This window comes from Mesorhizobium sp. M0894 (genome assembly GCF_040319725.1).
GTDB lineage: Bacteria > Pseudomonadota > Alphaproteobacteria > Rhizobiales > Rhizobiaceae > Mesorhizobium.
This window is the reverse complement of sequence record NZ_JAMYOG010000006.1, coordinates 36,093-56,217: the sequence shown is the minus strand read 5'-3', so window position 1 is coordinate 56,217 and position 20,125 is coordinate 36,093. Positions and strand designations below refer to the sequence as shown.

At 63.1% G+C, this 20,125-nt stretch carries 20 protein-coding genes; 11 read left to right on the top strand and 9 right to left on the bottom strand.

What is annotated here, in order from left to right; translation table 11 throughout:
* Nucleotides 1–73: 73 nt before the first annotated feature.
* Together NKH91_RS13615 and NKH91_RS13610 are read right to left on the bottom strand one after the other, a co-directional pair.
* Nucleotides 74–1,399 carry a tetratricopeptide repeat protein gene (locus NKH91_RS13615; RefSeq protein WP_352847732.1) on the bottom strand — a complete coding sequence of 442 codons (1,326 nt, stop codon included), beginning with the start codon at nt 1,397–1,399 and terminating at the stop codon, nt 74–76.
* 9 nt (nt 1,400–1,408) lie between these two features.
* Nucleotides 1,409–2,032, bottom strand: coding sequence for a LysE family translocator (locus NKH91_RS13610; protein ID WP_352847735.1), 624 nt, complete (start codon nt 2,030–2,032; stop codon nt 1,409–1,411).
* Between the two features lie 188 nt (nt 2,033–2,220).
* Between NKH91_RS13610 and NKH91_RS13605 the strand changes: the two genes are divergently transcribed.
* The 9 genes from NKH91_RS13605 to NKH91_RS13565 all read left to right on the top strand — a co-directional run bounded on the left by NKH91_RS13605 (nt 2,221) and on the right by NKH91_RS13565 (nt 9,617).
* Entirely contained in the window at nt 2,221–2,985 is a 765-nt protein-coding gene (locus NKH91_RS13605; protein ID WP_352451607.1) for a L,D-transpeptidase, read from the top strand.
* Between the two features lie 96 nt (nt 2,986–3,081).
* Nucleotides 3,082–4,248, top strand: a complete 1,167-nt coding sequence (locus tag NKH91_RS13600; protein WP_352451606.1) for a diphosphate--fructose-6-phosphate 1-phosphotransferase — start codon at nt 3,082–3,084, stop codon at nt 4,246–4,248.
* Between the two features lie 16 nt (nt 4,249–4,264).
* Nucleotides 4,265–4,990, top strand: a complete 726-nt coding sequence (locus NKH91_RS13595) for an MBL fold metallo-hydrolase (protein ID WP_352847737.1) — start codon at nt 4,265–4,267, stop codon at nt 4,988–4,990.
* A 368-nt stretch (nt 4,991–5,358) separates the two neighbouring features.
* Nucleotides 5,359–6,897 carry a DegQ family serine endoprotease gene (locus NKH91_RS13590; protein ID WP_352847739.1) on the top strand — a complete coding sequence of 513 codons (1,539 nt, stop codon included), beginning with the start codon at nt 5,359–5,361 and terminating at the stop codon, nt 6,895–6,897.
* 133 nt (nt 6,898–7,030) lie between these two features.
* A complete protein-coding gene (locus NKH91_RS13585) occupies nt 7,031–7,642 on the top strand; it encodes a molybdopterin-dependent oxidoreductase (RefSeq protein WP_352847741.1) in 612 nt (203 codons plus the stop codon).
* On the top strand, nt 7,639–8,385 hold the full coding sequence (locus NKH91_RS13580; protein ID WP_023718334.1) for an FAD-binding oxidoreductase: 747 nt from the start codon (nt 7,639–7,641) through the stop codon (nt 8,383–8,385). The genes NKH91_RS13585 and NKH91_RS13580 overlap by 4 nt, the downstream gene beginning before the upstream one ends.
* A 443-nt stretch (nt 8,386–8,828) precedes the next feature.
* Nucleotides 8,829–9,032, top strand: coding sequence for a DUF680 domain-containing protein (locus tag NKH91_RS13575; protein ID WP_023718335.1), 204 nt, complete (start codon nt 8,829–8,831; stop codon nt 9,030–9,032).
* Between the two features lie 71 nt (nt 9,033–9,103).
* Nucleotides 9,104–9,310, top strand: a complete 207-nt coding sequence (locus tag NKH91_RS13570) for a DUF680 domain-containing protein (RefSeq protein WP_352817130.1) — start codon at nt 9,104–9,106, stop codon at nt 9,308–9,310.
* Nucleotides 9,311–9,377: 67 nt separating this feature from the next.
* A complete protein-coding gene (locus NKH91_RS13565) occupies nt 9,378–9,617 on the top strand; it encodes a DUF680 domain-containing protein (RefSeq protein ID WP_352817133.1) in 240 nt (79 codons plus the stop codon).
* A gap of 166 nt (nt 9,618–9,783) precedes the next feature.
* Here NKH91_RS13565 and NKH91_RS13560 read toward each other — a convergent pair whose 3' ends face one another.
* The 5 genes from NKH91_RS13560 to NKH91_RS13540 all read right to left on the bottom strand — a co-directional run bounded on the left by NKH91_RS13560 (nt 9,784) and on the right by NKH91_RS13540 (nt 16,343).
* On the bottom strand, nt 9,784–10,896 hold the full coding sequence (locus NKH91_RS13560) for an ABC transporter ATP-binding protein (protein WP_352847745.1): 1,113 nt from the start codon (nt 10,894–10,896) through the stop codon (nt 9,784–9,786).
* Between the two features lie 25 nt (nt 10,897–10,921).
* Complete coding sequence (gene bglA / locus NKH91_RS13555) at nt 10,922–12,586, bottom strand: beta-galactosidase BglA (RefSeq protein WP_352847747.1); 1,665 nt, start codon at nt 12,584–12,586, stop codon at nt 10,922–10,924.
* Nucleotides 12,587–12,590: 4 nt separating this feature from the next.
* Nucleotides 12,591–13,745, bottom strand: a complete 1,155-nt coding sequence (locus tag NKH91_RS13550; protein WP_023718340.1) for a carbohydrate ABC transporter permease — start codon at nt 13,743–13,745, stop codon at nt 12,591–12,593.
* A gap of 1 nt (nt 13,746) precedes the next feature.
* A complete protein-coding gene (locus NKH91_RS13545) occupies nt 13,747–14,760 on the bottom strand; it encodes a carbohydrate ABC transporter permease (protein WP_352640567.1) in 1,014 nt (337 codons plus the stop codon).
* A 227-nt stretch (nt 14,761–14,987) separates the two neighbouring features.
* Nucleotides 14,988–16,343 (bottom strand): ABC transporter substrate-binding protein, encoded by a 1,356-nt coding sequence (locus NKH91_RS13540; protein WP_352484360.1) that lies wholly within the window; start codon nt 16,341–16,343, stop codon nt 14,988–14,990.
* A gap of 362 nt (nt 16,344–16,705) precedes the next feature.
* On the opposite strand from NKH91_RS13540, the gene NKH91_RS13535 reads away from it, so the two are divergent.
* A complete protein-coding gene (locus tag NKH91_RS13535) occupies nt 16,706–17,728 on the top strand; it encodes a substrate-binding domain-containing protein (protein ID WP_352495219.1) in 1,023 nt (340 codons plus the stop codon).
* A gap of 77 nt (nt 17,729–17,805) precedes the next feature.
* Here NKH91_RS13535 and NKH91_RS13530 read toward each other — a convergent pair whose 3' ends face one another.
* Nucleotides 17,806–18,714 carry a LysR family transcriptional regulator gene (locus NKH91_RS13530; protein ID WP_352847749.1) on the bottom strand — a complete coding sequence of 303 codons (909 nt, stop codon included), beginning with the start codon at nt 18,712–18,714 and terminating at the stop codon, nt 17,806–17,808.
* Between the two features lie 81 nt (nt 18,715–18,795).
* Between NKH91_RS13530 and NKH91_RS13525 the strand changes: the two genes are divergently transcribed.
* On the top strand, nt 18,796–19,290 hold the full coding sequence (locus NKH91_RS13525; protein WP_352484362.1) for a DUF8737 domain-containing protein: 495 nt from the start codon (nt 18,796–18,798) through the stop codon (nt 19,288–19,290).
* A gap of 302 nt (nt 19,291–19,592) precedes the next feature.
* Here NKH91_RS13525 and NKH91_RS13520 read toward each other — a convergent pair whose 3' ends face one another.
* A complete protein-coding gene (locus tag NKH91_RS13520) occupies nt 19,593–20,030 on the bottom strand; it encodes a YybH family protein (RefSeq protein WP_352847751.1) in 438 nt (145 codons plus the stop codon).
* Between the last annotated feature and the right edge of the window lie 95 nt (nt 20,031–20,125).

The window sequence follows — 20,125 nt, the reverse complement described above, 5'->3', positions numbered from 1 at the left end:
CAACACGTGAAGATTTTTTCGACACTCGAAAAAATCTTGCCGGGGCAGTTTTTAAGGCAAGATTTAGTCTTGGTCAATTCGCCGCGAGAGCGGTTGCGCGCCGTGAAAACAGTGCCGATAGCGGGCTGTCCGGCCGTGCCAGCGCGCGTTCCGCCGCAAGCGCCCGCGCCAGCGCGCCATTACCGGAACGCAATGCCGCCTCGATCAGCGTCAGGTCGATGACGTCGCGTTGGGCGTGGCTGCCGCCGAAGCGATGGGCGATCGCCCGAATCGGCCGGATCAGGCGTATCGTCTCGGCATAATGGCCGTCGCCGAACGCCTTGATGGCGAGCGTCAGGGGATGGCCGACATCCCTGGTGAAAGCAGCGTTGTCGTCTTTGCCCTGCATCGCCTCGCGCTGCGCCTCGAGCAAGCCGCGGGCCGGCGCTTCGAGGGCGGCGCCGACAAACGCCATCATCGCGTGGGCGTCGTTGAAGGCATAGTTGCCGGCGCTGGCCTTGGGCAACCAGTTGGCGGCCAGCGCCGTCCAGCGGTCGCCGACATCGACGCCGCCGAGATGCAGCCGCCACAGGATCGCCGAGGCATCGACCATGTTGAGCGCCAGCGTCGAGCGTTCGGCATAGATCGGCCCGTCGTAGAGCGTCAGCACCTCGTCGGTCTCGCCGAGATCGTAATGGAACAGCGCCAGATGCCACCAATTGTGCACCTGCAGAAAGCTTTCCCGCGTCCACGCTTCGGGGTTGGCGCGCATCCACAGAATGCCGTCCTTCTGCCGGCTCTGCATCTCCATGACGTGGGCGACGGCATGCTGGGCCCAGCCGTCGCGCGGCTCGATATCGACCGCCGTGCGGCCAAGTTTTTCGGCGCGCGCGTAGTCGCCCATTTCCTCCAGCCCAAAGGCCTGCATGCCGAGTATGGCGTGGTAGCCCGGCATGCCGCTCTGCCAGGACGGCAGCGCGCGGCCGATGCGGTCGCGCAGCATGCGGGCGTTGCCGGTGAAGAAGTCGATCTGGTGGCCGGTCTGCAGCGCCAGCGCATCGAGCGGGAACTCGATGGCGATATCCTCCAGCACGCGGGCGGCCTCGTGCCAGCGGCCCTCCGCAAGGTGGCCAAGCGCGGCGACATGCGCCTGCTCGCGCGTCGTCGCGGCAAGCGGCAGCGCTGCCTCGTGACATGCCTTGGCCACCGCCGTCGCTTCACGCTCGGTGGCGAGGCCAAAGAGATAACCCTTGAACACATGCGCCATGACGAAGCCGGGATCTTCGGCGATTGCCCGGTCAACGGAACCGACAGGATCGCCGATGAAGCACTGCAATTCGCGCACAGCCTGGCTGTAGGACGAAAACCCGGCCTCCGTCGCGCCAGACAGCGCTAGGCCAAATGCATCCCTGACCGCCATGGCTTGTCCTCAGTTGCCCGAGCGCATCGCCACCGTGGCGATGCCGGCGCCGACCAGCAGCGTGCCGCCGGTGCGGTTGAAGATGCGGATCGCCTTGGGATTGCGCACGACGTTGCGCGCCCTTGCCGCAATCAGCGCATAACCGAAGGCATTGGCGAAGGCGAGCGCCAGGAAGGTCGTCTCGAAGATCAGCATCTGTGTCCAGAAATCCGCATGCCGGTCGACGAACTGCGGCAGGAAGGCGACAAAAAAGGTGATGCTTTTCGGATTGAGCGCGGTAACCAGCCAGGCATGTGCCGTCATCTTGGCCGATGACACCGCATCGGTGCGCGCTTCGGCCCGCAGCGCGCCGCCGGCGCGAAACAGCTTGATGCCGAGATAGATCAGATAGCCGGCGCCGATCACCTTCAGCACGGTGAATACGGTGGCCGACGCCGCCAGCAGCGCGCCGATGCCCAGCATCGACAGTGTCATTGCGGTGAGGTCGCCGAGCGCCACGCCGACTGCCATCGGCAGCGCGGTGCGCCAGCCCTGGCCGAGCGCATAGGAAACCACCAGCAGGATGGTCGGGCCCGGAATGACCAGAAGGACTGCCGAGGCGGCGGCAAATGCGGCCCAGTCTTCGAAGGACATTTTCTTCTCCTTGAGCTCAAAGAGGAGGATAAATCCTTGGCCTCGCGAAGATGTAAAGAGGCAAAAACCGAAAAAGCCCCTCGTTAACGGCAGATGGCTGGCCTTCACGCTTTTTCAACCATGATTGGTGAAAATGCCTGCTATCCGGCCGGACCGTGTTTCCCGCCGATAGCGTGGGGTTTGGGTAAATGCGTGAGTTGCCGCACGGTCTGTCGCTGCCGCATAATGGCGACGCAATCGAAACCGAGATACAGCTTTCCCGCCGCACGGTGCTGTCCGGCGCCGGTGCGCTGGCGCTGCTTGGCGTCGCCGGCTGCAGCCAGACGCTGGATCTGCCGTCGCTTCAGCTCGACGACGTCACCACCGGCTCGATCCGGCCCGTCCGCCCGAGCATCAGCGTCGACAAGAACATCACCAGCCCAGACGTGATGTACGCTTCGCTCACCGACGGTGGCTTCAATGTGCCGGAGGTGCCCTACCTCAAGGTCAAGCCGGAATTCCGCCGCCAGATTGTCGTCGATCCGACCGGCGAGCAACCCGGCACGATCGTCGTGCATTCGCAAGAGCGGCTGCTCTATCTGGTGCAGCCCGGCGGCGAAGCGATCCGTTACGGCGTCGGCATCGGCAAGGACGGATTCCGCTGGTCGGGCCGCGCCAACATCCAGTATGGCAAGGAATGGCCGGTCTGGACCCCACCGGCCGAGATGATCGCCCGCAAGCCGGAGCTGGTGAAATGGCAGAGCGGACAGCCGGGCGGCCTCGACAATCCGCTCGGCGCGCGTGCCCTCTACATCTATCAGAACGGCAGCGACACCGGCTATCGCATCCACGGCTCGCCCGAATGGCGTAGCATCGGCCAGGCGATGTCGTCGGGCTGCGTACGCCTGATCAACCAGGACATCATCGATCTCTACAGCCGCGTCTCCAAGAAGAATCCGGTCGTCGTCGTCTGACCGGCGGCTTCGCTTTCAGCGATCACTCTGCCGTTGCGCGATGCCGCAAGACAGGCGAATGTGCCTGCGATTTTCATCGCCCGGGAGACGTGAACAATGGCCGGAACTTTTGTCATCGCGCAAGGCGGCGGCCCAACCGCCGTCATCAACCAGACGGTGGTCGGCGCCGCGCTCGAAATCCGCAAGCGGCATCCCGGCGCCAAGGTGCTGGGATCCATCCACGGCGTGCGTGGCATTCGTGACGGCAATTACGTCGATCTTTCCGCCATCCCCGAGGACCGTTTGCGGCTGATCGCGGCGACGCCGAGCGCCGCGCTTGGTTCGACGCGCGACAAGCCGGATGCCGCCTATTGCGACCTCATCCTCAACGGCTTGAAGAAAGCCGGCGCCGACGCCTTCATCTACATCGGCGGCAACGACACGTCGGGCACGCAGCAGATCCTGACCGACGCCGCCGGCGGCAAGATCGCCTTCGTGCACGCGCCGAAAACCATCGACAACGATCTCGAGGAGAACGACCACACGCCCGGCTTCATGTCGGCGGCCGAGTTCGTCGCCGGGGCGTTTCTTTCGGTCGATCTCGATTTCCGTGCTTTGCCGGGCATCTATGTCGGCATCGTCATGGGGCGGCACGCCGGTTTCCTGACGGCCGCGTCCGCGGCATGGCAGCTCGATCAGGACAGCGGCCCGCATCTCGTCTACGTGCCGGAGCGGCCGTTCTCGGCGGCCGGCTTCATCGACGACGTGCGCGCCACGCTCGACCGCCACAAGCGCTGCATCGTTGCCGTCTCCGAAGGCGTCAGCACCGCCGACGGCAAGGCGCTGGTCGAAAGCCTGGTGCCGCCGGAAAGGCTGGAGCGCGACCAGCACGGCAACGTCAAGCTGTCGGGCAGCGACCTGCCGGCAGCCTTGGAGCGCGCGCTGGCCGAGGGATTGCCGGGCAAGCGGGCGCGCGTCGATGCGCTCGGCTACATGCCGCGCGGCTATGTCGGCGCCATCAGCGCGGTGGACGCGCAGGAGGCCTTCGACGCCGGCGCCTTCGCGGTCACGGTCGCCGACGAGGGCGGCGGTTCGGTGGCGCTGCAATATGACGGCAAGAAAACCGTGCTGAAGAAGGTGCCGCTGAAGAACGTCGCCGGCAAGACGCGCCATATGCCGGATGATTTCATGCTGCCCGATGTCAACCGGCTGTCCGATGCGGGGATGGCCTATCTGAAGCGGCTGGTCCCGCAAAAATACAAGGTCGGCAAGCCGTTCGTCTGATGCCGGCCTTGATCTGATGGACAACTGGTTCAGCAAAACCATCGTCGACGCAGAGACGACCATGCTGACCGAGCCCTTCGTGCATGAATTCGTGTGCGCCAATATCTGGCATTTGCGCGGCCGCGACGTCGACCTGCTGGTCGACACCGGCATGGGGATCTGCCCGCTGGCGCCGCAGATCGACACGCCGGCCGGCAAGCCGCTGCTCGTCGTCGCCACGCATATCCATCTCGATCATGTCGGCTCGCTGCACGAGTTTCCGTTGCGGGCAGGGCCGCGCCACAGCGCCGCGCAGTTCGGCAGCATGGATGAAGCGATTACCTACGCCTACATGTTCCATGATCTGGAAGGGGCTGTCTCCAGGCTGCCGGCGGAGGGCTGGAAAGCCGCCGATTACAGGATTCCGCCGGCGCCGCTGACTAGGACCCTGGACGAGGGCGATAGGGTCGACCTCGGCGACCGCCAATTCCGCGTCCTGCATCTGCCCGGCCACTCTCCTGATTCGATCGCGCTGTTCGACGAGGCCGACGGCCTGTTCTTCGCCGGCGACGCCATCTACGACGCCACGCTGATCGACGACCTGCCGGATTCGGATCGTGCCGCCTACCGCCACACGATGCAGCGGCTGCTCGAGCTGCCGATCCGCATCGGCCATGGCGGTCATGGACCGAGCTTCGACGGCAGGCGGATGCGCGAGATCGCCACCACCTATCTCCGCCGGACCGACGGGACAGCGGCATAGGAAGCCTTGGCGGGGTAGTGAGGGGGCGGCACAAATCTGAAGCGATTTGTCTTGGGTAGGCTATTTTGTTCTTGTTTTGTGCCGGCAGCTATGCTACTAATTTGGGTATGGTGCTGATTCGCCCCAACAACCCGCCGCAAGGCGGGTTTTTGTTTTCGGGTTTCGGCGCCAGCCCGGCAAGGCGGCTGCCAGCCGGAAATTAAATCTTCGTAATATTATCTGGAAACCACGATCGGCGCCCTAGATGCGGGGCTGTCGATTCGGTCGGCCGCCGTGCCAGGCGAGACAGGCAAGGCCGACACGCCGATGGAGCGTTCCGGTGACGGAACGCTGCGGCGCCCGATCAATCTCTCGCCCGGACAACGGCCATGTCACCAATCCAGACCCTTCGCAGACATCGCGTCGCCGCTTTGCTGGGCGCCGCGCTGATCGTCAGCCCCTTCGCCCTGCCTCTCGCTCCCAGGCTGAATGATGTCCTGGCGGCAACAGTGACGCCACCTGTCACCGGCATGACCGCTCCCAGCGGTTCGTTCGCTCCGGTCGTGGCGGCCGACAAACCGGCAGTGGTGACCATCACGACGGTCATGAAAGCCCAACAGCCGGACACCATGAGCGACGCCTCTCCCTTCGGCGGAAACTCGCCTTTCGACGATTATTTCCGCCATTTCTTCGATGACCAGGGACAGCCCGCCCCCAAAACACCGCCGGAGCAGGCGCCGCGCACCGAGGCCCTCGGTTCAGGCTTCATCGTCGGCGCCGACGGCACCATCGTCACCAACAATCACGTCGTCGACGGCGCCCAGTCGATCAAGGTGACGCTCGACGACGGCACCGAGCTTCCCGCCGAATTGATCGGCCATGACGCCAAGAACGATCTTGCCGTGCTCGAGGTCAAAGCCGGCAAGCCCTTGCCGACCGTCAAATGGGGCGATTCCGACAAGCTCATGCCGGGCGATCAGGTGCTCGCCTTCGGCAATCCTTTCGGCCTTGGCACCACCGTCACGGCCGGCATCGTCTCGGCGCGCGGCCGCGACCTGCACAGCGGGCCGTTTGACGATTTCATCCAGATCGACGCACCGATCAACCGGGGCAATTCCGGCGGCCCGCTGACGGATGTGAACGGCAATGTCGTCGGCATCAACACGGCGATCTTTTCGCCGAATGGCGGCAGCGTCGGCGTCGGCTTCGCCATCCCCTCGGACCAGGCGCAAAAGGTCGTCGCCAAGCTGATGAAGGGCGGCTCCATCCAGTACGGCTATCTCGGCGTCCAGATCCAGCCGGTGACGCCTGATATGGCGAGCGCCATCGGCCTCGATCACCCCGCCGGCGTGCTGGTCGCGCAGGTCAGCGACGGATCGCCGGCCGCCAAGGCCGGCATCGAGACCGGCGATGTCATTACCAGCTTCGCCGGCCAGGACATAAAAGATCCAAGGGACCTGTCACGCGCCGTCGCCGACATTGCGCCCGGCACGAGGGAAGCGCTCAATGTCTGGCGCAAGGGGAAGGGCCTGCAGATCTCCGTCGAGATCGGGCGCAACGAAGACGATATGGCGACGGGATCGGTGGCCGGCGATCAGGGTCAGCCGCCGACGGGGCAGGGCCTTCGCGCACCAACGCTCGGTCTCGGCCTGATGGACGTCACCCCGGATGTGCGCCAGGCAATGAACCTGGCAGGCAACCAGCACGGCGCACTAGTCCAGCGCGTCGACCCGAACAAGGCGGCATCGGCTTCCGGCATTCAGCCCGGCGACATCATCGTCGCCGTCGACCAGCATCCGGTGAGGAGCGCCAGGCAGGCTAACCAGGCGATTTCTCAGGCTGCCAAATCCGGCAAGAAATCGGTGCTGCTGCTTGTCGAGCGCGGCGACGCCCAGATGTTTGTCGCCGTGCCCTTTGCCAGTGGCTGAGGCACGCGCCGCGCTGCCAAGATCGACGTAGAGCACTGCCGCCAGGCCGAGCCAAGAATTTCGGTTGCCCGCGGGCGCGTCTTCGAGAAAACTGACAAGGGTCGATTGGACCTTGCGCAAACGGATATTCTCGATGGTTACCCGAGGCTTCTCTTCCGGACGAAAGCCCCCGACGGATACGAATGCACGTATCCCGCCGGGGCAGTATCTCGAGCAAGGTTTCCCGGTCCTGTCGGCCGGCCCGACGCCGCATGTGCGCACCGAGGATTGGTCGTTCACGCTTAAGCACGGGCCGCGGCCGATCAAGAAGTGGAACTGGGCCGAGTTCAATGCGCTGCCCTTGACCAAGATGACGCGCGACATCCATTGCGTGACCGCATGGACCAAGTTCGACACGGCGTGGCAGGGCGTGCTGGTCGACGACATCCTTGCCGACGCCGGCATCGAGCCGCCCACCGCCTTCACGCTGGCGCTGGGTTTCGACGGCTATTCCACCAACGTGCCGACGAAGGATATCACCGGCGGCAAGGCGATGGTGGCACTGCTTTACGAGGGCAAGCCGATCACCCCCGATCATGGCGGGCCGGCGCGGCTGCTCGTTCCACATCTCTATTTCTGGAAATCGGCCAAATGGCTGAACGGGCTGCAGTTCACCGAGCGTGACGAGCCGGGTTTCTGGGAGTTGCGAGGCTATCATATCTATGGCGACCCGTGGCGCGAGCAGCGCTACACGAACGATCCATGAGCGACGCACCGGCGGCGCAGTCGCCCTGGCAGACAGTCACCATCACCCGCATCCAAAAGCGCACGCCGCGCGTCACCAGCTTTTTCCTGCAGCCATCGCGGCCCTTCGCTTACCGTGCCGGACAGCATGTCGACGTCAGGCTGACGGCGCCTGACGGTTATCAGGCGCGCCGCTCCTATTCCATCGCCTCGGCGCCGGAGACCGGCGAGACCATCGAACTGGCGATTGAAAAACTCGAGGACGGCGAGGTCTCGCCGTTCTTTCACGAGATTGCGGCGGTGGGCGACGACGTCGAATTGCGCGGGCCGCTCGGCGGCCATTTCGTCTGGTCCGACAGCGATGGCGGACCGCTCCTGCTCGTCGGCGGCGGGTCGGGCGTAGTGCCGCTGATGTCGATGGTCCGTCACCGGGCGATGCGGGGGTCGCTGGTCGCCGCCGCCTTGGTATTTTCCGCGCGGGTCTGGGACGAGGTGATCTTTCGCGACGAGTTGATCGACCTCGCCGAGCGCCGGGATGGCTTCGACCTGGTGCTGACGCTGACGCGCGAGCCGGCCCGCCGTCCGGCGGATTATGCGCGGCGGATCGACGCCGCGATGATGGTGCAAGCCATGACGAGGCTGCCCGCGCCGCCGAAGCTGGCCTTCGTCTGCGGCTCGAACGCATTCGTGACGGCCGCCGCCGAGGCACTGATCGATGCCGGCGTCCCGGCGGCACTCATCCGCACCGAACGCTACGGGGTCTGATCCGGTTCTGCTTGCTCCGTTGCAGTCTTCGCTGCCCGGCATAAACGGGCCGAAAACAGGTAGAACGGCAAGGTCGCGTTTGGCTGAAATGGTTAACGATTCGACAAACAACCCCCTGCTGCTACTTTTATCGGTTTAAAAAATCGAACCGAACGGTTCGTTTCTGTTGACAATGCGTGCAGGACGCTGTGAACGCTGTCTCTCCAAGTCACCTGGCGGCCAGACCGATGCTATGGGCTATCTACTTGATGTTTAGCAATAAAATTGTGGCGAAGGGAATCTCTGGCACAATTTCAAGGTGTAGATTCTTGGTCCACACCAAACAACTTCGTGATTGGAAACTGGCCATTGGCTTTCCCACATCGGGGCTGTCCGGACGACGCGAATTCCTCCCAAGACACGCCGCTAGACGGACCGAAAACTAAGATACTGGAGTACTAAAAATGAAAAAGATCGCTCTTGCCGCCGTCGCCGTTTTGGCCATCACCGGCAGCGCCTTCGCTGGCAGCGACAACTTTGGTTCCAAGGGTGCGAACCAGCCTGCCGCTTCGGTCGACAGCTCGTACACGGCTTCCATTCAGAAGCCGGCTCATGCTGACGAGCAGCCTGTCCAGGGCGCCGACCGCAACCTCTTCGGCAACAACTAACAGCCGATCCCAGCATCAGGGCGGCGGGCATTATCCGCCGCCCGGGACCCGAGAAATTCAGGAGTATTAAAATGAAAAAGATCGTTCTTGCTGCCGCCGCCGTTCTGGCCATCACCGGCAGCGCTTTCGCCGCTAGCGACAATTATGGTTCCAACGGTGCCAACCAGCCTACTGTCTCGGTCGACACCTCCTACACGGCTTCCGTCAAGACGTCGGACCAGGCTGAAAAGCAGCCGGTCGTCCAGGGCGCCGACCGCAACCTCTTCGGCAACAACTAACAGCCGATCCCAGCATCAAAGCGGCGGGTGAGCCCGCCGCTTGATTCGAAAATCCAGGAGTACCCAAATGAAAAAGATTGTTCTTACTACCGCCGCTCTCTTGATTGCCGCCGGCAGCGCCTATGCCCGCAACGATAACGTTGGCGGGACCGACATCAACAAGCAGTCGACCGTCAACGTCGACAACACGCAGACGTATTCAGTGCGTGACAGCAATTCGCCGATCTACAAACTGCTGAATTCGTCTGGCGATGTGCCCAAGTCCGCGCCTCAGGGCGCCGACCGCAACCTCTTCGGTAACAACTAGTGTGAAACGGTTTTCCGTCCGGAATTGCGTCAAAACAAAGAGATAGAGCGGTTCGGCGTTTCCGTGAAAACGATGAACCGCTCTAACAGCCGAACTGGAATTCCAAACAAGAGCGGCGGGCCATCCCCGCCGCTCTTGTCTTTTGCATGGCGGAAAAACGCCTGCTTCAAGCCGCCTTCGCTTCTGCTTCATGGAGCGCGAAAGAGCGCCCGTCCGCGTCGAAAATATGCAGGTCGCCGGCGTCCGCCGTCAGCCGCAGCGTCGCTCCGCGCTTGACCTCGACATTGCCCGGCAGCTTGGTCACCAGCGGCAGGTCGGCGCGGCCGATGTCGACATAGACGAGTTGGACCTCGCCGAGCTGCTCGACATAATCGACCGTCCCTTCGAACAAATAGTCGGCGCCGGTGGCAATCATCAGATCCTCCGGCCGCACCCCGAAGCTCACCGCAGCGCCTTTCGCCGAGGCAGGCGTTGCGATCGGCACCGTTGCCTTGCGGCCGCCGACATGGCTGACGACGGTGGGGTTGCCGGTCCTGTCGATCGTTGCCGGCAGGATGTTCATCGCCGGCGAGCCGATGAACTGGGCGACGAACAGATTGCCGGGCCGCTTGTAGAGCTCCATCGGCGTGCCGACCTGTTCGATATGGCCTTCCTTCAGAACCACGATGCGGTCGGCCAGCGTCATCGCCTCGACCTGGTCGTGGGTGACGTAGATCATCGTTGTGGCCGGCATCGATTCCTTGAGCTTGGCGATCTCGATGCGGGTAGCGACGCGCAGCGCCGCGTCGAGGTTGGACAGCGGCTCGTCGAACAGGAAGACCTTGGGATTGCGCACGATGGCGCGGCCGATGGCGACGCGCTGGCGCTGGCCGCCCGACATCGCCTTGGGCAGACGGTCGAGATATTTGGTCAGCTGCAGGATCTCGGCCGCCTGGCGCACCCGCTTTTCGATCTCGGCCTTGCTTTCCTTGCCGATCTTCATCGAGAACGCCATGTTGTCGTAGACGGTCATGTGGGGATAGAGCGCATAGGACTGGAACACCATGGCGATGCCGCGCTTCGACGGCGGCACGTCGTTGACGATTTCGCCGTCTATCTTGAGCTCGCCCGAGGTGATCTCCTCCAGCCCGGCGATGCAGCGCAGCAAGGTCGACTTGCCGCAACCAGACGGACCGACGAAGACGATGAATTCGCCCGACTTTATGTCGAGGTCGACGCCGTGCAGAATGTTGAGATTGCCATATGATTTCTTCACTTGCCTTAGCGTGACATCGGCCATGGTACCCTCCAGTTCTTCCTTGAATTCAGTCGATACGCCCGAACCAGGCGCCGTAGCCGCCCAGGCGGATAGTGCCAGCGTCAGTCTGTCCCGAAAACCCGTGTCCCGGCAAGGGGTGCAGTGAGCGGCCGCCGAGATCGACCTCGGCCGGCTTTGCTCCGAGATTGAAGGCGCAGACGATCTGCTCGTTGCCTTCGCGGCGCGTGAAGGCGACGGTGTCGCCCTCGCTTTCGATGAACTCGATATCGCCCTTGGCCAGCGCCGGATGGGCGCGGCGGAAAGCCAGGAAGCGCCGATAGTGCTCGAGCAGCGAGCCGTCGTCGCCCTGCTGCACATTGACCGCTTGCGCAAGATGCTTGCTGGGCACCGGCAGCCAGGGCTTTGCCGTCGAGAAGCCGCCATTGCGGGCAGCGCCGTCCCAGACCATCGGCGTGCGGCAGCCATCGCGGCCCTTGAATTCCGGCCAGAAGCGGATGCCGTATGGGTCCTGCAGATCCTCGAAGCTGAGCTCGGCCTCGCTAAGCCCGAGCTCCTCGCCCTGATAGATGCAGACCGAGCCGCGCAACGACATCAGCAGCGCCGAGATGACCTTGAGGTAGGCGGTCGGGTCGGGCTCGCCGGCTGCCCAGCGCGAGGCAGGGCGCATCACGTCATGGTTGGAGAAGGCCCAGCACGACCAGCCGTCGCTGGCCACCTTGCCGAAGGTTTCCAGCACCGAGCGCACCTTTGCCGCGCTGATCTTCTCCGGCGCCAGGAAGTCGAAGGAGTAGCACATATGCACGCGCTTGCCGCCGGCCGTATAGGCCGCCACCACTTCCAGCCCACGCTGCGAATCGCCGACTTCGCCAACCGCGGCCGTCGCCGGATATTCGTCGAGCAGGGAGCGGAAGCGTTCGAGGAAGCCGAGGTTTTCAGGCCGGCTCTTGTCGTAGAGATGGTCCTGGTAGTTGTAGGGGTTGACGGCCGGCGCCGTCTGGTCGTTGCGCTGCTCGGGCGGCAGCGGCGGATTGTCTTCCAGGCCTTGGCTGTGGAAGTAGAAATTGATGGTATCGAGGCGGAAGCCATCGACGCCGCGCTCCAGCCAGAAGCGGGTGACATCGAGCAGCGCGTCCTGGACCGCGCGGCTGTGGAAGTTGAGGTCGGGCTGCTCGGCCAGGAAATTATGCAGATAATATTGCTGGCGGCTGGTGTCCCACTGCCAGGCCGAGCCGCCGAAGATCGACAGCCAGTTGTTGGGCGGCGTGCCGTCCGGCTTGGCATCCGCCCAGACATACCAGTCGGCTTTTGGATTGCTGCGGCTCGAACGGCTTTCCTTGAACCATGGATGGATGTCTGCGGTGTGCGACAGCACCTCGTCGATCATCACCTTGAGGCCAAGCCGGTGCGCCTCTGCGGTCAGCGCGTCGAAGTCGGCCAGCGTGCCGAACATCGGATCGACGTCGCAATAATCCGACACGTCGTAGCCGAAATCCTTCATCGGCGATTTGAAAAATGGCGAGATCCAGATGGCGTCGGCACCGAGCGAGGCGATGTAGGGCAGCCGGCCGATGATGCCCCTGAGGTCGCCGATGCCGTCGCTGTTCGAATCCTGATAGCTGCGCGGATAGATCTGGTAGATCACGGCACCTCGCCACCAGTCGCGATCGATCGCGAGATCGGGCTTCGGGGTCGCCTTCAAAGCGGATTGCATGATTTCAACCTCCTTTCACCGAGCCGGCAAGCAGCCCGCGGACGAAATAGCGCTGCAGCGAGAAGAACACGATCAGCGGCACGATGATGGTGACGAAGGCCGATGTCGTCAGGATCTCCCAGTCGCCGCCGCGCGAACCGAGCAACGCATTGAGCTTGGCGGTCAGCACGATCTGGTCGCCCTCGGTACCGAGGAAAACCATCGCCACCAGCAGATCGTTCCACACCCAGAGAAACTGGAAGATGGCGAACGAGGCCAGCACCGGGAACGACAATGGCAGCACGATCTTGACGAAGATCTCGAAATCGCTGGCGCCGTCGATGCGCGCCGATTCCATGATCTCGCGTGGCAGGCCGGCAATATAACTCCTCAACAGATAGATGGCGAAGGGCAGGCCGAAGCCGGTATGTGCCAGCCAGATGCCGAGATAGGTTTTCGACGGCACGCCGAAGAAACTGCCGACGCCGTTGTAGAGCTTCAACAGCGGGATCAGCGACATCTGCAGCGGCACGACCAGGAGGCCGATGATGACGGCGATGAGCAGCGCCCGGCCGGGAAAGCGCATCCACGCCAAAGCGTAGGCGGCGAACGCGGCGATCAGGATCGGGATCACGGTCGCCGGAATGGTGACGGTCAGCGAATTCATGAAGGAGCGGCCGATGCCTTCCGAAAACAGCACCGTGTCGTAGTTGTCGGTGGTGAATTTCGGCGGCGCCGACGAGGCGTAATAGACGCGCTGGCCGCGTTCGCTTTCGAAAGCCTTCGGCGAGGTCATGACGAAACTGCCGTCGGCATTGAGCTGCAGGGTCACGCCGTCGCCGAGATCGGCTGTCGTGCCGGCGGGATATTGCGTCGGTGCGGCCGACTTGACGCCGAAGGCGCTGATGTTGCGGGCAGGACCGTCGCCGAAGATATTGCCTTGCAGGACGAACTTGCCGTCCTTCTCGACCTGCGCCGAAGCGGGCGGCAGCCGTCCGGCTTCCGTCTGGCTGGAACTGGTGAACGAGTTCCACCAGCCCGAAGCGATGATCTGGTCCTTGTCGCGCAGCGACGAGACCAGGATGCCGAGCGTCGGGATCGTCCAGATCGCAACGAAGATGAAGACGGCGATATGGACGCCGAAACGGCTGACAAAGGACTTTCCGGTCGCCACGGCCATCTCAATGTCCCTCCGTCTCTTTGTTCGCCTGGCGGATGTTCCAGACCATGATCGGAATGACCGCGATCATGATGATGATGGCGATGGTGGCGCCGCGGCCGAAATCGCCGCCGCCGCGGAACATCCAGTCGAACATCAGATTGGCCAGCACCTGGCTGTTCCACTGGCCGTTGGTCATGGTCAGCACGATATCGAAAACCTTCAGCACCAGGATGGTGATGGTGGTCCAGACTACGGCGATGGTGCCCCAGATCTGCGGCACCATGATCTTCCAGAAGATCTGGAAAGGATTGGCGCCGTCGATGACGGCGGCTTCCAGCGTCTCTTCCGGAATGCCGCGCAAGGCCGACGACAGGATGACCATGGCAAAGCCGGTCTGGATCCAGATCAGGATGACCATCAGGAAGAAGTTGTTCCAGAACGGCAGCGATATCCAGACCTGCGGCTGGCCGCCGAAATACTGGATGATGGCGTTGAGCAGACCGATCTGCGTCTGGCCGTCGCCGCGATACTCGTAGATGAATTTCCAGATGACGCTGGCGCCGACGAAGGAGATGGCCAGCGGCAGGAAGATCAGGCTCTTGGCGATGGTGCCCCACCAGATCTTGTCGGTGAGCACGGCGATGATCAGCCCGAGGAAGGTGCAGGCGGCCGGCACCACTGCCAGCCAGATGATGTTGTTGAGGATCGAGTTGCGGAACTCGCGGTCGCCGAACGCCCAGTGATAGTTGGCCAAGCCGACGAAATGGCCGCCGCCGCGATCGAGGAACGACAGCCTCAGCGTCTCCACCACCGGGTAGATCAGGTAGATGGTGAGGATGATCATCGCCGGCCCGACGAACAGCCAGGGCCGGATCACCCCCTGCCGCCGCAGATTGTTAATCGCCGCCTTGCCGGAAACGCCGCGTGCCGGAAAGATCGTATCGAGTGCCTTGTTGGCGCCCCAGAAATAGGCGACGCAGCCGCCCACGCCGATGATGATGACGAATATCGCCGAAAAAATCTGAGCCGCCATGGGTCCCTCCCCCTGCGCACGGATCCGCCAGTCGAGAATGGCTTTGGCGACGGGATCATGCGCCGATTCAGTTGTCTGGAGCGCGACCAGCCGAAAAGCAGGTCACTGGGCGCGCATCATGCCGGAATGCGTTGTGCTCACGACAATCGACGCGACGCCAAGCACCGGATAAGGTCCGGGCCGTTTGAGGCCCGGACCGCATCACATTGGGAACGCAAGCCGGCCGCTTACTTGATCGCGTCCCAGCTTTTCTGGATATCGGTGGCGACGTCCTGGGCGGACTTGCCGCCGACCAGGTCGATCATGCCGGTCCAGAAGGCGCCGGCGCCGATCTTGCCCGGCATCAGGTCGGACCCATCGAAGCGGAAGGTCGAGGCGTTGGCCAGGATTTCGCCCTGCTTCTTCAGCGCGTCGCTGGCATAGGCGTCCTTGTTGACCGACTTGAACGGCGTCACGAAGCCACCCTGCGCCATCCAGATCTCATGAGCGAGCGGCAGCTTCAGGAATTCGATGAACGCGCGGGCACTCTTGCTATCCTTGGTGATCATGGCGAGCGTGCCGGCGCCCAGCACCGGAGTGCCGAGATCGGGCTTGGAGGCGTAGGGCGGGTAATAGAAGAAGTCGGCATCCTCGCCGATCTTGGTGCCTTGCGGGAAGAAGGTCGGGATGAATGATGCCTGGTGGTGCAGATAGCATTTTGGCGGCACCGAGAAGAGGCCCTTCGGGCTGTCGCGGAAATCGGTCGCCGCAACCGCCTTTGCACCGCCCTCGACCATTTTGTCGTCGGTCGCGATCTTGCCGAAAATGTCGATGGCGTTGACCACGGCCGGATCGTTGAACGGAATTTCGTTCTTCACCCATTTGTCGTAGGTCTCGGGCGTCTGGGTGCGCAGCATGATGTCTTCGACCCAGTCGGTCGCAGGCCAGCCGGTGGCGCCGCCCGAACCAAGCCCGATGCACCATGGCGTGCCGCCGTCGGCGATGATCTTCTTTTCGAGCTCGGCAAGCTCTTCCTGCGTCTTCGGCACCTTGTAGCCGGCTTCCTCGAAATTATCCGGCGAGTACCAGACTAGCGATTTCACGTCGGCCTTGTAGGGGAACGCGAAGAAACCGGGCTTGCCGTCCTTGTCCTTGAAGGTGCCGAGGTCGACCCAGGATTGGCCGGCGCCGTAATTGTCCTTGACCCAGTTGGCGGTGTCGTCGCCGAGCGGCGTCAAAAGCCCCTTCGATGCCAGATCCTGGATCAGACCCGGCTGCGGCAGCACGGCGATGTTGGGCGGGCTGCCGGCCTGCGTGTCGATGACGATCTGCTGCTCGTAATTCTCCGACGAGGAGTACTTGATCTCGGCGCCGGTGGCTTCGGAGAAATAATCGAGAACGGTGCGGACAAGCCCTTCGTCCTCGCCGCGCCACGGTCCGAAGATCGTCAGCGTCTCGCCCTTGAGGTCGACCTTCTTGAGCTCCTCGTAGTTGGCCCAGTTGAAACGGGGATCTTCGCCCGGCTTGAACTTCAGTTCGGCTTGCGCCGGCATGGCCAGGGCGAGCGTGGCAAACGCAGCGCCCAGCAGAAGCATTTTCTTCATCGGTATTCCCTCCCAGTGGTGACAAACACCGAACGAAACCTCCATTCCGTCCGCCGGCGCTGCAGGACTGTGACTCAGTCGGAAAGGAACTGCAACCTTTCGTAGAGTCTTCCAAAGCGCTTTGGTGATTTTGATCACGCCACTGAATTGATCCGGAGTCAAGAGAAAGCCAAACTAATCGATTTAATTTCTGCGGTCGAGTGCCAGCGAAAGTGCGCTGCAGCACAGTTTTCTGGCGGTGCAGCAGCAAATTCGGCTTCAAACCGGTCCGAACCGTGCGTATGGTCATTGCGCTCGGCAAGGCGGTTCGTAGCGGCCAGCTCGATTCAGATTAAAAGCGCTTTGAGGTTTGGAGGCCTCCGGTGAACCTCAAGCAGCTCTCCCACATGCTGGCGCTTTCGCAGACCACGGTGAGCCGCGCATTGAACGGCTACCCGGAAGTCAACGAGGAAACGCGCCGGCGGGTGGTCGATGCCGCCAAGCGTCACGGCTATCGCCCCAATCCGAGCGCGCGCCGGCTGGCGACCGGCAAGACCGGCATGATCGGCTATGTGCTGCCGACGGGGACGACCGTCGACATCGACCCGCATTTCGTCGAGTTCCTGTCCGGCCTCGGCGACTATGCGCGTTCGCACGAGCTCGACCTGGTGCTGTCACCGGCCGATGCCGACGACCAGGAGACGACCTACCGCCGTATTGTCGCCAACCGGCAGGTCGACGCGGTCTATATCTCGTCGCCGAGGCCGGCCGACCGCCGGGTGGCGCTGGTCAATACGCTCGGCATTCCTTTCATCGTCCATGGCCGCAGCGAAGGCTTCGATTTCGACTATCCCTTCACCGACATCGACAATGAGGGCGCCTTCCACGAGGCGGCGCGGCTTCTCGTCCAGCTCGGTCACAGGCGTCTGGCGCTGATCAATGGCGACGATCGCGAGACCTTCGCCATCCACCGCGAGCGCGGCGTTCGGCGCGCGCTAGCGGCAAGCGGCCTGGTGCTTGGTGATCAGCATGTCTGTTCCCTCACCATGACCGAGGAGAATGGCTACCGCGCTGCCCGGCGCTTGCTGGAACAAAGCGACGCGCCGACGGCGATCGCCTGCTCCAGCCTGATCATGGCGCTCGGCGTGGTGCGCGCGGTGCGCGATCTCGGCCTGACCATTCCGGGCGACCTGTCGCTGATCGCCCATGACGACGTCTTTCCCTGGCTGAAGCCGGAGAATTTTTCGGTGCCGCTGTCGACGACGCGTTCGTCGATCCGCCTGGCCGGCGCGCGCATCGCCGAACGGCTGGCGGCGCGGATTTCCGGCCTGGAGGAGGGGGCTCGCGGCGAGGTCTGGCCGGTCGACCTGGTGGTCAGGGGATCGGTCGCCGGCGCACCGGCCTAGAGGTCAAAACTCGATCACGGGCGAGGTCGACGTTGGCGGCTGTCAGCCAGCGCCAGCGTTTGCTGTGCGTCCTGATCTCAGGCCGCGGATTTGAGGTGATCGATGAAGGCGCGCAGCTTCGGCAGGACTTGGCGCTTGCCAGGATGATAGAGGAAGACACCCGGCGTCGTCGTGGCGATGCTGTCCAGCACCGACTTGAGTTTTCCTTCTTCTATCAGACCTTCGGCGAGTGGTCGCGGTGTCTGCGCCAGCCCAACGCCCCGCGTCGCAGCCCCGACCAATGTCGAATAGTCGTGCGCGATCAGCGGGCCTGAGACGATCGCTTCGATCGCGCCATTGCCGTCGACGAAGGACCAGGGCGCGATAGCGCCATTCGAGCGGCGCAAGCGTAAGCAGGCATGGTGGCGCAAGTCGTCGACACGCTCGGGACGGCCGTGGTGCTCGAGATAATCAGGGCTGCCGACGACCACGAACGAGAACGGCGCTGTCAGCCGCACCGCGACCATGTCGGCGGCGATGAGCTGGCCGAGGCGGATGCCGGCATCGAACCCGCCGGTCGCCAGATCAACCATCTGGTCGCTCACGGCGATCTCCAGTTCGATCTCAGGATAGGCTTGGCAGAACGACGCGAGCACCGGCTCCAACATCAATGGCACGATGGCGCGGGGCACAGACAGACGCAGCAGACCGGTCGGCCGTTGGCCGATATCGCGGGCAGCCTCGCCGGCCGCGACGAGCTCTTCGAATGCAGGGCCGGCACGGTCGAGGAACCGCTGGCCAGGCTCGGTTAAACCGACGCTCCGCGTCGTGCGGACGAACAGCGCCGTACCCAGGCGAGCTTCCAGCGCGCGCACCGCTTGGCTCACAGCGGACGGCGTCACGCCGAGATCGGCGGCAGCACGGCGGAAGTTGCGGCGCCTGGCGACGGCCAGGAACGCCTCGACGCCCTCCAGCGCACCATGTCGGACTGTGTAGTTCTGCTTCATAGGTTGTTGTGATTACACCGGATAGTCGAATTGCGGTAGCGGGCTTAAAGCCGCGTGAATCAACTGTTGAGAGAAGGCCAAATGTCCACGGAAATAGTGTTCCAAACCCATCTTGTTCTCGGCTATGTCGCGTGGCTGCTTTGCTTCGGCGCATACGGTTTGCCGTGGCTCAGGTCGATGGACCGGGTCGCAGCGCAACGTGCTATCGCTACGCTGCACAGCTTCCGCTTCTTCGGGCTCGTCTTCATCGTTCCGGGCGTCGTAAGCCCCAATCTGCCCGCCGATTTCGCCGTGTTTGCCGCCTACGGCGATTTCGCGACTGGCGTGCTGGCCATGCTGGCGCTGCTCACGGTGAGGATACGCCCGCTCTTCTGGCCGTTGGTCGTCGCCTTCAACGTCGTCGGGACGGTCGACCTCATCGTCGACTATTACCACGCCATTCAGATCGGGCTTCCTGCACGCGCGGGGGAACTGGGCGCCACCTACGCGATCCCGATCATCTACGTACCGCTGCTGATGATAACGCACATCGCCGCATTCTATTTTCTGGCGCGTCCTCGGCAAAACGCGACTTGAGCCGTCGTAGTCGATCCGCCTGGCCGGCGCGCATTGCCGAACGGCTGGCGTCGCGAATCTCTGGCCGGAGCAGGCCGCGCGCGGCGAGGTCTGGCCGTTCGACCAGTGGTCAGGGCATCCAGGGCCGGCGCGCCGATGTAAAGGTCAAAACTCGATCACTCCCGGCGACCGAGTTCGACCCAGAGCGGCCGTCCGACCCTGCGAGCCCGATGACGCTGGCCAACCCTTAGCAGAAAACGGACTGAAGAATAGCCGCGCTGCAGCAGCAAAGGAGATCGATCGCTTCCCCAATACCACAACCGCTATCGGCGGAGTACCGAATCGGCCGGCTGAGCCGTCGTTATCGGATCGGCATGACGATGCACAATCTTCCACAGACCATCTTCTGGGCGAAAGACGCTCGTCGCGCGTAACGCAAGAGGCGTGACATCGCTCCGACCGCCAACCTTGGACCTGAGCCGCTCCACTTCGACGATGTATGCCAGCTCAGACGTCACACACTTCGCTATGTTCTCGAAGCCGCTAGCGTCGCCGTCCCTGTAGTTCGATGCCGCCTGCTCCATCGTCTCAACGACCTGCTTCCATCCATGAGCGAAAGGGCCAAAGGGATTGCCCAGTGTTACATCGTCTCGTTGGGAAAAGAGCTTCTTCGCTGGCGCGGGGTTTCCTTTCATGAACTCATCCAGAGCCAGGTGGTATTCTTCAACTGCTTGATCGAAGCCACTGGCGTCGAGGGACACGTCATCCTCCCTGTCGTTTTTATTTCTGATCCGGATTGGCGACCACAGGTCTACATTCTGTGCGCCCGCAGCGGTGAAGCATTTTCCCTACGGCG